At 34.3% G+C, this 13,246-nt stretch carries 18 protein-coding genes; 17 read left to right on the top strand and 1 reads right to left on the bottom strand.

Features of this window, described 5'->3' with window-relative positions; all coding sequences use genetic code 11:
* Positions 1-34: 34 nt before the first annotated feature.
* The 17 genes from ACKI3Q_RS03210 (at position 35) to ACKI3Q_RS03290 (ending at position 12,080) form a co-directional block, all read left to right on the top strand.
* Positions 35-427 (top strand): 30S ribosomal protein S11, encoded by a 393-nt coding sequence (locus tag ACKI3Q_RS03210; RefSeq protein WP_296884520.1) that lies wholly within the window; start codon positions 35-37, stop codon positions 425-427.
* 15 nt (positions 428-442) lie between these two features.
* Positions 443-1,267, top strand: coding sequence for a DNA-directed RNA polymerase subunit D (locus ACKI3Q_RS03215; RefSeq protein ID WP_407414194.1), 825 nt, complete (start codon positions 443-445; stop codon positions 1,265-1,267).
* Between the two features lie 3 nt (positions 1,268-1,270).
* Complete coding sequence (locus tag ACKI3Q_RS03220) at positions 1,271-1,636, top strand: 50S ribosomal protein L18e (protein WP_407414196.1); 366 nt, start codon at positions 1,271-1,273, stop codon at positions 1,634-1,636.
* Positions 1,637-1,652: 16 nt separating this feature from the next.
* Positions 1,653-2,075 carry a 50S ribosomal protein L13 gene (locus ACKI3Q_RS03225; protein WP_407414224.1) on the top strand — a complete coding sequence of 141 codons (423 nt, stop codon included), beginning with the start codon at positions 1,653-1,655 and terminating at the stop codon, positions 2,073-2,075.
* 18 nt (positions 2,076-2,093) lie between these two features.
* Complete coding sequence (locus ACKI3Q_RS03230) at positions 2,094-2,495, top strand: 30S ribosomal protein S9 (protein WP_407414198.1); 402 nt, start codon at positions 2,094-2,096, stop codon at positions 2,493-2,495.
* A gap of 50 nt (positions 2,496-2,545) precedes the next feature.
* Positions 2,546-2,716 carry a DNA-directed RNA polymerase subunit N gene (locus tag ACKI3Q_RS03235; protein WP_296795110.1) on the top strand — a complete coding sequence of 57 codons (171 nt, stop codon included), beginning with the start codon at positions 2,546-2,548 and terminating at the stop codon, positions 2,714-2,716.
* 59 nt (positions 2,717-2,775) lie between these two features.
* Positions 2,776-2,973: a DNA-directed RNA polymerase subunit K gene (locus tag ACKI3Q_RS03240; protein WP_407414200.1), complete on the top strand. Its 198-nt coding sequence runs from the start codon at positions 2,776-2,778 to the stop codon at positions 2,971-2,973.
* A gap of 135 nt (positions 2,974-3,108) precedes the next feature.
* Positions 3,109-4,353 carry a phosphopyruvate hydratase gene (eno, locus tag ACKI3Q_RS03245; RefSeq protein WP_407414202.1) on the top strand — a complete coding sequence of 415 codons (1,245 nt, stop codon included), beginning with the start codon at positions 3,109-3,111 and terminating at the stop codon, positions 4,351-4,353.
* Between the two features lie 18 nt (positions 4,354-4,371).
* Positions 4,372-4,566 carry a 4Fe-4S binding protein gene (locus tag ACKI3Q_RS03250; RefSeq protein ID WP_407414204.1) on the top strand — a complete coding sequence of 65 codons (195 nt, stop codon included), beginning with the start codon at positions 4,372-4,374 and terminating at the stop codon, positions 4,564-4,566.
* A gap of 27 nt (positions 4,567-4,593) precedes the next feature.
* Entirely contained in the window at positions 4,594-5,193 is a 600-nt protein-coding gene (rpsB, locus tag ACKI3Q_RS03255; RefSeq protein ID WP_407414206.1) for a 30S ribosomal protein S2, read from the top strand.
* A 9-nt stretch (positions 5,194-5,202) separates the two neighbouring features.
* A complete protein-coding gene (amrB, locus tag ACKI3Q_RS03260; RefSeq protein ID WP_407414208.1) occupies positions 5,203-6,051 on the top strand; it encodes an AmmeMemoRadiSam system protein B in 849 nt (282 codons plus the stop codon).
* Between the two features lie 8 nt (positions 6,052-6,059).
* On the top strand, positions 6,060-7,022 hold the full coding sequence (mvk, locus tag ACKI3Q_RS03265; RefSeq protein ID WP_407414210.1) for a mevalonate kinase: 963 nt from the start codon (positions 6,060-6,062) through the stop codon (positions 7,020-7,022).
* A gap of 5 nt (positions 7,023-7,027) precedes the next feature.
* Positions 7,028-7,831: an isopentenyl phosphate kinase gene (locus tag ACKI3Q_RS03270; protein ID WP_407414212.1), complete on the top strand. Its 804-nt coding sequence runs from the start codon at positions 7,028-7,030 to the stop codon at positions 7,829-7,831.
* Positions 7,828-8,874 carry a type 2 isopentenyl-diphosphate Delta-isomerase gene (fni, locus tag ACKI3Q_RS03275; RefSeq protein WP_407414214.1) on the top strand — a complete coding sequence of 349 codons (1,047 nt, stop codon included), beginning with the start codon at positions 7,828-7,830 and terminating at the stop codon, positions 8,872-8,874. The genes ACKI3Q_RS03270 and fni overlap by 4 nt, the downstream gene beginning before the upstream one ends.
* 6 nt (positions 8,875-8,880) lie before the next feature.
* Positions 8,881-10,224, top strand: coding sequence for an RNase J family beta-CASP ribonuclease (locus ACKI3Q_RS03280; RefSeq protein WP_407414216.1), 1,344 nt, complete (start codon positions 8,881-8,883; stop codon positions 10,222-10,224).
* 10 nt (positions 10,225-10,234) lie between these two features.
* Positions 10,235-11,227 (top strand): short chain isoprenyl diphosphate synthase IdsA, encoded by a 993-nt coding sequence (gene idsA / locus ACKI3Q_RS03285; protein WP_407414218.1) that lies wholly within the window; start codon positions 10,235-10,237, stop codon positions 11,225-11,227.
* 64 nt (positions 11,228-11,291) lie between these two features.
* Entirely contained in the window at positions 11,292-12,080 is a 789-nt protein-coding gene (locus ACKI3Q_RS03290) for an ADP-ribosylglycohydrolase family protein (protein WP_407414220.1), read from the top strand.
* Between the two features lie 556 nt (positions 12,081-12,636).
* On the opposite strand, the gene ACKI3Q_RS03295 is transcribed toward ACKI3Q_RS03290, so the two are convergent.
* On the bottom strand, positions 12,637-13,071 hold the full coding sequence (locus ACKI3Q_RS03295) for a hypothetical protein (RefSeq protein WP_407414222.1): 435 nt from the start codon (positions 13,069-13,071) through the stop codon (positions 12,637-12,639).
* Positions 13,072-13,246 lie beyond the last annotated feature (175 nt).

The following is a 13,246-nucleotide window of genomic DNA, read 5'->3' on the forward strand; positions in this document are numbered from 1 at the left end:
ATAAAGCTAATACAGAAGAATAAAGGGTGTAATTATGGCAAAAGATGAAAAATGGGGTATAGCTAATATTTACTCATCATTCAATAACACTATTATTACTGTAACAGATATTACTGGTGCTGAAACTATTTCACAATGGTCTGGTGGAAAAGTTGTTCGTGCAGACAGACAACAATCCTCACCTTTCGCAGCTATGGCTGCAGCAACCAGAATAGCTGATGATGCTAAAGAAAAAGGATTTATTGGATTACATATTAAAGTAAGAGCTCCTGGTGGAAACGGACCTAGAAGTCCAGGACCTGGTGCACAAGCTACTATCCGTGCTTTAGCAAGAGCTGGAATTAAAATTGGTAAGATAGAAGATATCACTCCAATTCCTCACGACGGTACTGGAAGACCTGGTGGTAAAAGAGGAAGAAGAGTATAAGTGGAAGGGTTTAATATGGAGATAGAAATAAAAAGCCAAACTGATGATGAAATCGTTTTCATTATCCGTGATGCAGAAGTACCTTTTGTCAATGCTATTAGAAGAGCAGCTATGGTTAATGTTCCTAAAATAGCTATTGAAGATGTTAATATTATTAGGAATGATTCTGCTATGTTTAATGAGGTACTTGCACATAGACTTGGTTTAACTCCTTTGGTTTCTGATTTGGATGCAATTGAAGGATTATTATTACCTGAAGATGACGGTTGGTTTGAACCTCAGGGTATTGCATTCAGTTTAAACGAAGTTGGACCTAAGGTAGTTTATTCTAAGGATTTAATATCTTCAGACTCAAAAATTAAACCAGTATACGATACAATTCCTATTGTTAAACTTAAAAAAGGCGAAGAACTTAATGTGGAAGCTTATGCAAAAGTTGGTTATGGAAAAAATCATGTAAAATGGATGCCAACTACCGTCTGTGCTTACAAACAATATCCGGAAATTACTTTTAATGATGACGTCGACATTGACTATGACTGTGCTGATGCATGTCCTAGAGGTGTCTTGAAATCAGACAAAAGATCTAAAAAGATTAAAATTTTAGATATTGAAAATTGTTCCATGTGTAAAAGTTGTGTAAGAGCTTCTATTAACAGAGCTGCTGCTAACGGAGCACCTGATAACAGTTATATTAACGTAGGATATCGTGAAAATGATTTCATATTTAGAATTGAAACTGATGGATCAATGCCTCCTAAGGAAGTATTATTAACAGCTTGTGATAAATTAGGTGAAAAAGCAGATAAATTTATCAGTTTTAGTGAGAAGGAGGAGTAAATAATGGTTAAGAAAATTATCAAAACTAATCCTAACCTTATTGAACTTATTAATAAACTTAATAAACAATCAAAAAGTGAAGATGCAGCTATTTGGAAAGATGTTGCTAGTAGACTTAGTAGGTCAAATAGAAGAACTGCAGAAGTAAACTTATCTGATATTAATAGGTATGCTGTTGCAGATGAAACTATTTTAGTACCTGGTAAAGTTTTATCTAATGGTGAATTAGACAAAAAAGTAAATGTTGTAGCATTAAAATTCTCAGCTAAAGCACAACAAAAAATTGAAAGTGCTGGTGGGGAATGCATCTCAATTGATGAGATAATCGAAACTAATCCTAAAGGATCAAACATTAGGATCATTGAATAAATAGGGTGTTAAAATGATGATTATTGACGGAGAAGGATGCGTTTTAGGAAGATTAGCTAGTATTACTAGTAAAAATCTTTTAGAAGGCGAAGAAGTAGTAATTATTAATGCTGAAAAAATTATGTTAACTGGTAATAGGGATTGGGCTTATGCTAAATACAAACAAAGAGTGGACAGAGCAAGTATCTCCAACCCTCGTGATTTAGGTCCTAAATATCCTAGAAGACCAGATGATATATTTAGAAGAACTGTAAGAGGAATGTTACCTTTCAAAAAATCAAAAGGTAAAACTGCATACAAAGGTTTAAAAGCATTTGTAGGTGTTCCTGCCGAATATGCTGATGCAGAACTCCAAGCAGTTCCTGAAGCAGAATACAAAAATCTTAAAAAAGGTATCGAATTAGGAGAAATCTCCAAACTTTTAGGAGCTACCTTTTAGATAAATGGATGTGTGATTATGGTTAAAGTTATTCATACAAGTGGAAAACGTAAAACAGCTATTGCTCGTGGTACTGTTAAAGAAGGAACCGGTAAAGTTAGAATCAACAGAGTTCCTTTAGAACTTTACTCTCCAGAACTTGCTAATTTAAAATTACAAGAACCATTAAAATTAGCTGGAGATTTAGCTAATGAAGTTGACATCAACATCAATGTTGTTGGTGGAGGAGTAATGGGTCAGGCAGAAGCTGCACGTATGGTTATTGCTAAAGGTCTTGTACAATGGTCACAAGATATGGATTTAAAAGAAAGATTAATCCATTACGACAGAACTATGTTAGTAGGTGACCCAAGACGTTCAGAACCTAAAAAATACGGTGGTCCTGGAGCAAGAGCACGTAAACAAAAAAGTTACAGATAATTTTATTCTGTACTTTTATATTTTATTAAAATATATAACAGATGATTTAAATGATTCCTATAAGATGTTTAAGTTGTGGAAAACCAGTATCAGCATATTTTGATGAATACAACAAAAGACTTGCTGAAGGTGAAAAATCTAAAGATATTTTAGATGATTTAGGTTTAACCAGATACTGTTGTAGAAGAATGTTGATTTCTCATGTTGAAACATGGGAATAGATTTTACAAGTTGTAGGGATATAGATAATATAAAATTACTCTTGGTAAAATAAAACTTTATGGAAGTAATATTCATGGAAATGGAGAATTTAACAAGATTTGAAAAAGCTAGACTCCTTGGAGCTAGGGCGATTCAAATATCTATGGGTGCAAAACCAAAAGTTGAAATTAAAGGTTCCTTAGATCCTATTGACATTGCTCATGAGGAACTTGTTCAAGGGGTTTTACCATTAGATGTAATTAGAGACATTGAATAAATAGTTAATCTATTTATTCTATTAAATTTATTAAAAAAAATAAAAAATACCATAGAAACTCTATAAAGAAACTTACTAATTTTTAAGGACTATGGAGTCTGTGGTAACAAATAAACTGACACTGAGGTGTTTTTTTTGGATAGTGTAATAGAAGATGTCCAAGTTCGTAAAATTCTGGACAGCAGAGGCAACCCTACCGTTGAAGTGGATGTAACCACTTGGAATGGTTTTGGCAGAGCTGCTGCACCTAGTGGAGCGAGTACTGGTTCAAGGGAAGTAGTCTCATTTCCAGAAGGTGGTGTGGATGTTATCGTAAGTGAAGTAGAAGACTTCATAGCTTCTGAACTTATCGGTATGGATGCGAATGACATTACAACTATCGACGAAGTATTAAAAGAAGTAGATGGAACTGAAAACTTGTCAGCTATTGGCGGAAATACTACTGTAGCAGTTTCAATGGCTGTTGCTAAAGCGGCTGCAGCTTCATCTAATATGCCATTATACAGGTATTTGGGAGGTAACTGGGTTAATGAATTGCCTTATCCTCTTGGAAACATGATGAATGGTGGAGCTCATGCAGGCATTAATGCACCTGACATTCAGGAATTTTTGGTTGTTCCTATTGGGGCCAAAAATATCGTTGATGCAATTTTTGCTAATGCTTCAGTTCACAAAAAATTAAAAGGACTTATCCAATCCAAAGACTCTAATTTCACAGGTGGAAAAGGAGACGAAGGAGGATGGGTACCGAACATTACTAACGACAATGCACTGGAAATTTTGGCCAAGGCATGTGAAGAGGTTGGTGATGAATTAGGTCTTGAAATTAGACCTTCTCTAGACATGGCTGCTTCTGAATTATGGAATTCAGAAAAGCAGAAATATGTATATGCTCAGGATGGTATCGAAAGGGATACTGGTGAGCAGATTGAATTCGTAAAAGACATTATTGATACTTACAATATGTTTTATGTAGAAGATCCATTTGATGAATCTGATTTCGAAGGTTTTGCTCAATTGACTGCTAAAGTTGGAGATAAATGCCTAATTTGTGGTGATGATTTATTTGTAACAAATAAAGAACTATTATTAAAAGGTATTCAAATGAATGCAGCTAATGCAATTATCATTAAACCGAATCAGATTGGTTCATTATCTGAAACCTATGCTACTGTTAAATTAGCTAAACAACATAATATTGTCCCTGTAGTATCTCACAGATCTGGTGAAACAACAGATGATACAATAGCTCACTTGGCTGTTGGATTTGCATCACCTATGATTAAAACTGGTGCTATCGGTGGAGAAAGAATAGCTAAATTAAATGAATTGATACGCATATCAGAGGAGCTTCCAAATCCTAAAATGGGTCAATTTTAATTTAATGGAGATTGAAATATGTCAAAAATAACTATAGATTATTCAAAATGTAAAGGCGATGACTGCGCTGAATGTGCTGATGTTTGTCCTATGGAAGTTTTAGTTCTCAAAGGAGACAAAATTGAAATAGTTGACCCGGATGAATGCAGTTACTGTGAAGTATGTATGGACGTATGTCCAGAAGATTGTGTAAAAGTTGAAGATGACTTTTAAATAAAAAAAACTTAAGGAGATATAAATATGACAAATGAATTATTAATTGAATTAGACAGCTACTTAGCAGCTGGTTTACATATAGGAACTCAACAAAAAACTAGTGACATGGAAAAATATATATTCAGAGTAAGATCTGATGGTTTATACGTATTAGACATTCAAAAAACAGATGAAAGAATCAGACAAATAGCTAAATTATTAGCAAAATATGATCCTGAAGACATTTTAGTAGTAGCAACCAGACAATACGGTCAAGCTCCTGTTAAAAAATTCGGAGAAGTCACTGGTGCAAAAACCATCCCTGGTAGATTCATTCCAGGTACTTTAACAAATCCTAATTATGCAAAATTCATTGAACCTAAAATTATTGTTGTAACTGACCCAAGATCAGATGCACAAGCAGTTCTTGAATCAAAACAAAACGGACTTCCAGTTATTGCATTATGTGATACTGAAAACTTACTCAGTTTTGTTGACATTGCAGTACCTGTTAACAACAAAGGTAGAAAAGCTATTGCTTTAGTTTACTGGTTACTTGCAAGACAAATCTTAAGAGAAAGAGGAGACATTCCTGAAGATGGAGATTTAGATATCGAAGCAACCGATTTCGAACTTAAATTTTAAGTGAATTGAATGATAAGAAAACCTGCTGTTGCTGGATCATTTTATCCAGAAAATCCCGAAATACTTAGAAAAACAATTGAAGATTGTTTCATGAATAAGTTAGGGGTCGGATTAATACCTGAATTAAATATTTTCGAGGGTAGTGAGTATCCTATCAATATTATGGTTCCACATGCAGGTTATATATACTCTGGTCCAGTAGCTTCTCATAGTTACTGCCAGATAGTTCAAAACGGTTTTCCTGAAGTTTTTATTATTTTAAGTCCTAATCACACAGGTTATGGCAGTGAAGTTTCAGTTTTCAATGAAGGGGAATGGATTACTCCATTAGGTAATGTAAAAATTGATGATGAGTTTGCCAATTCAATCATAGACTGTTCGGATGTGGCATCTGCTGATTTTGATGCTCATCTTTTTGAACATTCCATTGAAGTGCAGCTTCCTTTTTTACAATATTTCAGCAACGACTTTAAAATCGTGCCTATTGTAATGGGTTCCCAATCTTTTTCCGCTTCCAGCGACCTTGCAAAAGCAATATTCGATTCCGCTGAAAAATTAGGTAAGTCTTATTGCGTTATTGCAAGCACTGATTTATCTCATTTCAATAATCAGGAAAAGGCAAATAAAGTTGACGGATTTGTTTTAGAGGATATTAAACATATGAATGAATTTAAACTTTATGAAGAAGTTATTCAATTCAATATAACTATGTGTGGTTACGGTCCGGTTATGACTACTATTGCCCTTTCAAAGATGTGTGACAAGCATAACTGTGAAATCTTAGAATATAAAACAAGTGGTGATGTAACTGGAGATTTAACCTCTGTTGTAGGTTATGCTTCGGGTATTTTTAAATAGGTGTCATTATGAAGGCTATTGCTTCTGCTCCGGCAAAGATGATTTTATTTGGTGAACATTCCGTTGTATATGGTGAACCTGCTATTGCTGGTGCTGTAAATAAAAGGGCGTATGTTGAGATAAAAAAATCTTATAATGATAAGTCTATTTTAAAGTCATACGATTTAAATTTTGAAGTTGAGTTGGATACTCGTCATAAGACTTATATTTTGAAAAAAGGAAAACCAGGTATTATTAGATATATTTTAGAAGCTTTTTATAGAGTTCACGATCATAGTCCAATTGTAATGACTTTATCTTCTGAAATACCAATAGGCTCAGGATTGGGTTCTTCTGCCGCAGTTACTGTTGCAACGCTTGCAGCATTATACAGGTATCATAATATTCGTTTTAACAAAAAATCTCTTGCTCATGATGCACATATGGTTGAACAGGCGGTTCAGGGTGTTGCATCTCCATTGGATACATTGGTGTCAACCTATGGGGGTCTTGTTTATTTATCAAGGAATAAGACTTTTGAACCATTCAAAATTAATTTCAATGCTCCTTTTGTTGTGGGCTATACAACCAAACATGGAAATACAGGCAAAATGGTAAAAGATGTCAGGTCTCTTAAAAACAGGAATCCTAAAATTATAAATCCTGTTATAACAGCTATGGGCAATCTGACAAATTATGGTAAACAAGCCATTCTTAAAAGAGATTATAAAAAGATTGGTGAATTGATGAATATTAACCATGGTTTTTTAGATGTTTTAGGAGTAAATACTGTGGAATTATCTCGTATGGTTTATACTGCTAGAGAATGCGGGGCAATAGGTTCCAAAATCACCGGTGCAGGTGGTGGAGGAAGTATCATTGCGCTTTGTCCAGGTAAATCCAAGGAAGTTGCTGAGGGTATTTCAAGACAGGATAATGTTTTACAAGTCAATTTTACTAAACGTGGAGTTTCTTCTAGGGTTCGTACGTGATTTTAATGTTTATTCTAAAAATTGGTGGCAGTATTTTAACAAATAAGGATGCACCTGAAAGCGAAGTTGATTCTGTCAGTTTAAAAAGAATTGCAGGTGAGATTAAAAGATCTCTTGATAATTCATCTAAGGAATTGATTATAGTTCATGGTGCCGGTTCTTTTGGCCATCCTCCTGCAAAAAAATATAAGATAGGCCAAGATTTTGATGAAAGCGAATATCCTCAAAAGAGAATAGGTTTTTGCGAAATCCAAAATGCAGTAAAAAAGTTGAATATGCTGATTTGTGAAGAGTTTATTTCTCAAGGGTTGCCGGTCATTGCAATTCCTGCGTCTTCATTCATAACTGCAAGTTCTAAAAGGATTACTGAAGGCAATTTGGATGTTTTCAAGAATTACCTGTCAAAAGGATTCATTCCAGTTATTTATGGGGATGTAGTATTGGACACCGATTTGGAATTTTGCGTTATTTCAGGAGACCAAATTATTCAGTATTTGGCAAGTAATCTAAACCCTGATACAGTAGTTTTGGGCACTGATGTAGATGGTGTATACAACAAGAATCCTAAAACACATGATGATGCTGTTTTTTATGAAAGGTTCTCATCAATTGAAGATTTGGATGCATTAGAAGGAACTACCAATGTTGATGTTACTGGCGGTATGGTTGGAAAGATTAAGGAACTATTATTTTTAGCAGATTTAGGGATAGAATCTAAGATAATAAATGCTGAAATTGAAGATAATATTTATAAAGTTTTAGAAAATGAAGATGTAAAAGGAACTGTTATTTCAAGGAGTAAAACATGATTTCTAATAGAAAATTAGAACATTTATTAATTTGTAAAAAATATGATGTTGAATTCAAGGACAAGACTACAGGTTTTGAAGATATAGAATTAATCCATAATGCTCTTCCTGAAATTGATAAGAATGAAATTGATTTGTCCACAAATGTTTTTGGTAAAAAATTAGATTCTCCTTTATTTATAACAGCAATTACAGGAGGCCATCCTGCTGCAAAAGAAATTAATAAAGAATTGGCTATTGCTGCAGAAAATAATAAAATTGCTATGGGAGTAGGCTCTCAAAGGGCAGCATGCGAACATCCCGAATTGGAAGACACTTATTCTGTTGTCAGGGATAATGCTCCTGATTGTTTATTGGTAGGAAATATTGGTGCTCCTCAATTGAATTTGGCCAATAAGGCTGTTGAAATTTTAGATGCAGATATTTTAGCTATTCATCTAAATCCTCTTCAAGAACTCATTCAGCCTGAAGGTGATTTGGATGCTAGAGGATATCTAGAATTAATTTCACAGATTACTGACATAGTTGATATTCCGATAATGGCAAAGGAAACTGGCTGTGGTATATCAGCTGAAACTGCAAGCCAATTGGTCGATGCAGGTGTAGATTACATTGATATTGAAGGTGCCGGCGGAACAAGCTGGTCTGCTGTTGAAACATATAGATCAGAAGATAAATATTATGGTGAATTATTCTGGGATTGGGGTATTCCAACAGCAATTTCAACTGCTGAAGTTGTAAATACCGTTGATGTTCCAGTTATTTCATCCGGAGGAATAAGGTCTGGTCTTGAAGCTGCTAAAGCTATTGCTCTTGGAGCAGATAGTGTCGGTATGGCTTTACCATTTTTAAAAAGGTCAATTTCACAAGAAGAATTAAATCAATTTATCAATAAGTTTAATGATTCATTAAGAATAGCCATGTTTTTAGTTGGAGCAAATAACATTGAAGAATTGAAACAATCAAAGTTAGTTATTCGGGGAAAAACAAGACAATGGCTTAATGAACGAGGAATTAACACTGAAAATTATTCAAGGAGATAGAAACAAATGAGCGTTGAAGTAATCGCAATAGGAGGATACCAGGAAGTCGGTAAAAACATGACGGCTGTCAAGATTGGTGAAGACGTTATTATTTTTGATATGGGTATTCATCTTGACAGAATTAGTATGCATGAAGATACGGATATTGACAGAATGCATAGTTTGGATTTAATTGAAAGGGGAGTTATTCCTGACGATACATTAATGAAGGATGTAGACGGAAAAGTAAAAGGAATAGTTTTCTCTCACGGTCACTTGGACCACATTGGAGCTGTAGCTAAATTGGCCCACAGATATGATGCGCCATTGATTGGAACACAGTATACGGCCGCACTGATAGAAAAACAAATTAAAGGAGAACGTAAATTCAAAGTGAACAATCCTATTAAAGTTTTAAACCCTGGTGGAAAAATAAAGCTTTCAAAAAATATCACTTTGGAATTTGTCCAATCAACTCACAGTATACCTCAGGCAGTATTCCCTATATTGCATACTCCTGAAGGTATTATTGTTTATGCACTTGATTTTAAATTTGACAACCATCAAAAAGTTTCTCCTCCACCTGATTACAGGAGATTGAAAGAATTGGGTAGGAAAGGAGTGCTTGCTTTAATTGTTGAAACTACTAATGCAAAGAATTTTGATGAAGTAAAAACTCATTCTGAACGTATTGCTCGCAATATATTGGAAGATGTAATGAAAGGACCATTGCATGAAAAAACAGGTATGATTGTTACTACATTCTCTTCTCATGTAGAAAGGGTTCAGGCAATTGCCGACATTGCAAAAAAATCCCACAGAGAAATTTTTTTCCTGGGAAGGTCCATGGAACGTTTCTGTGGAATAGCACAGAAGCACGGAATTTTAAAATTGCCGAAGAATGCTAATATTTATGGAAGTCCTAAAGCAGTCAACAGGGCATTAATGGAAGCTGATGAAGCACGTGACAAGTATTTGCTTGTAACTACAGGTCACCAGGGTGAACCTGATGCATTGCTACCTAGAATAGCCAGCGGCAGAACTCCATTCAATATAAAACCTGGAGATAATGTTATTATTTCTGCACCGATTATTCCAAACCCGACCAATGCTGCAAACAGACATATTATGGAAAGAAGATTACAGTCAAAAGGTGCAAGAATATATCCTAATGCCCACGTTTCAGGGCATGCCGGAAGAGAAGATCACAGGGAATTCTTGCGTATGTTAAAGCCGCAGCATATCATTCCTGCACACGGAGATTTGTCAATGCTTTCAGCTTATGGTGAGTTGGCTGAAGAGGAAGGATATAGAATTGGTTATGATGTTCATATTTTAAGAAATTCACAGGCACAAGTTTTTAGAAGTTAAGAGGGATAATATGAGTGATGTAAAAGAGATTTTAGGAAATTATTCATCTGATATTATTAAAACCATAGAAGATGAATTGGCGGTTATTACTCCAAATAATCTTCAAGAAGCTTCAATCTATTTAACTAAAGCTGGCGGTAAAATGCTTAGGCCATCTTTAAGTTTGATAACTGCTGAAGCTGTTGGAGGTAAACGTGATAATGCACTTAAAGCAGGTTCTGCAATAGAACTTATCCATACGTTTTCATTGATTCATGATGATATCATGGATGATGACGATATGAGAAGGGGAATGCCTTCAGTGCATAAAGTTTGGGGTGAAGACGTAGCTATTTTGGCAGGAGACACATTGTTTTCAAAAGCATTTGAAATAATCATCAATTCCAGTCAGGAAATAAACACTCCTGTTCAGATCAACAACGCTTTGGCGACTGTTGCTGACGCATGCGTAAAAATCTGTGAAGGTCAGGCTTCAGACATGGGCTTTGAAGACCGCTTTGATGTAACTGAAGAAGAATACATGGAAATGATATTCAAGAAAACAGGAGCATTAATTGCTGCAGCAACTAAAGTTGGAGCAATTATGGGTGGAGCTTCAGATGAAGTCATTGATGCAATGTATGAATACGGCAGACTCATAGGTCTTGCATTCCAGATTCAGGATGATTATCTTGACCTTGCAAGTGATGAGGAAACCTTAGGTAAACCTATCGGATCAGATATCGGGAAGGGAAAGATGACTATCATAGCTATTAGAGGTCTTTCCTCTGCCGGTGACGACAGTGAAAAATTATTGGAAATATTAAAAGATGATAATAATTCACAAGAGGATATAGATTTAGCTATTGAAATTTTAACAAAATGTGGTGCAATTGAATATGCTAGAAATCTTGCACTAGATTCTGTAAACCAAGCAAAAGAAGTACTTGAAATATTACCTGACTCTTCAAGTAAACAGGTACTTTCTGACATTGCCGATTTTGTATTAGAAAGACATTCATAATATCTTTCTTTTTTTCTATTTTTTTACAATATATTTAAATTAACTTTATTACAAACTTATTTTCATGAAAGGTATAATTGGTACTATTTGTGGGGATGTTATCGGTTCGACATATGAATTTCACCCTATAAAAACGAAAGACTTTAGACTGTATAATCATTATTCTGGATTTACTGACGATACTGTAATTACATTGGCTATAGCCTCATGGTTGATTGAAGATAAAACCTCAAAGGATGTTTTGATTTCAGAAATTAAGAGATTTGGATTGAAATATCCTAATGCGGGTTACGGCCGAATGTTTTACCGGTGGCTGCATGAGGACAGTCCTGAACCTTATGGGAGCTGGGGCAATGGATCTGCAATGAGGGTAAGTCCTATTGCATGGGTAGCCGATTCACTGGAGGAAGCTCAGGAATTGGCCGAACTGTCAGCTGTTGTAACTCATGATCATCCTGAAGGAATAAAAGGTGCATTGGCCACCAGTGATGCAATATTCTTGGCAAAAACTGGAAGCAGTAAAGAAGAAATCAAAAGACACATTGAAAAACATTATAATTATAATTTAAGTCGAAAAATTGATGATATCAGACCTGATTATAGTTTTGACGTGTCCTGTGCAGGGTCAGTTCCTGAATCTATAATCTGCTTTTTGGAAGCAAGTGATTTTGAAGACACAATAAGGAATGCAATTTCTTTGGGCGGAGATGCGGATACTCAGGCAGCTATTGCAGGAGGCATTGCTTCAGCATATTGGGAAGTTCCACCTAAAATATCTGCAAGATCAATAAGGCGTCTTGATTCTAATTTATTGGAAGTTTTCATTAAATTTAGGGAAAAATATGAAAAATAGATGGGGCTTTGTTAAGCCCCATATTTTCTTTAACCTGTTTTTCATTCAATGGAGTATATTATTCACAATTGGTAATGCTTTAGGGGAGGATACAAGTTAAAGTAGTGTGTTTGTATGTACTTTTGATGATTTTTATAGCAAAGCATTACCACAGGATTTTTCATAATTGAGTTTTTGTATGGCAATATTCTTCATTGCCATATTATACTTAGTCTTTTTAAGTATTTAAGACTTTTTGTTTTATTTTATACAATATAACCTCTTTAAATCAATATTTCCTTCATGAAGTAATATTTCACAATTATGTAATTTTTTCCTTCATTACTCTCTTTTTGACTATTACTTGCTTAAATCAATATTTATCTAAAAAATAACTGCTTAATTTATAAATGATGAGGTTAATACTATAATTAGAGGTTAATCTCTTGTTAAAAAGTCAAAAATCCAAATAGATTGTTTGGTGAACTTTCATTGCATTAGTTTTTTAAAATATTAATTTGGTGTTACTCCTTTTGTGATTTTTGGCTTTTTTCCTATTTTGAAGTGTGAAAATTTTTCACTCAATCAGATTATCTATTTTGTCAAAAATTTCATGGTAGTTTTTAAAGAGATTTCTGATTTCATCATCATTTCTGGACATTAATGATATCTTCAGTTGCTGATTCTTTTCAAGGATTTTAACTTGGTCTGATTCATGATTATCTTCAAACTTATCGATGATTAATGATCTAATCTCATTGTATGTGTCTTCAGTTAAGTTATACCTTCTGTTATGGTTCAGCATATCCATCGCATGAATAAGTCCGTTTTCTTCCTTGTCAATGCAGGATGACAGTTTGATATTTGTATCCATATAGTAAGGAGCTTCTATTTTGTCCCTGCGGAGTATGATTGAAATTTTTGTTATTACGTGGTCGTCACTGCAGTTTTCATTAATGATTTTAATCAATTGGAACTGTTTTATATTGGCGTTGTTATTCATGAAAGTCATATTAATATATTATTTTTGCATAGATTTATATTTAATGAGTTGAAGACCTCAATATTCATTTTAATAATGAATTATTTCAATCACATCTATTTTTTTTAAAATTACTTCTTTTTCTTTTCTTTCTAATTTTTTTCTAATTCGTGAATCTTTTATCATAGTTCTGGCTAATTCTTCA

This window comes from Methanobrevibacter sp. (assembly GCF_045636185.1).
In the GTDB taxonomy this organism is placed as follows: domain Archaea; phylum Methanobacteriota; class Methanobacteria; order Methanobacteriales; family Methanobacteriaceae; genus Methanocatella.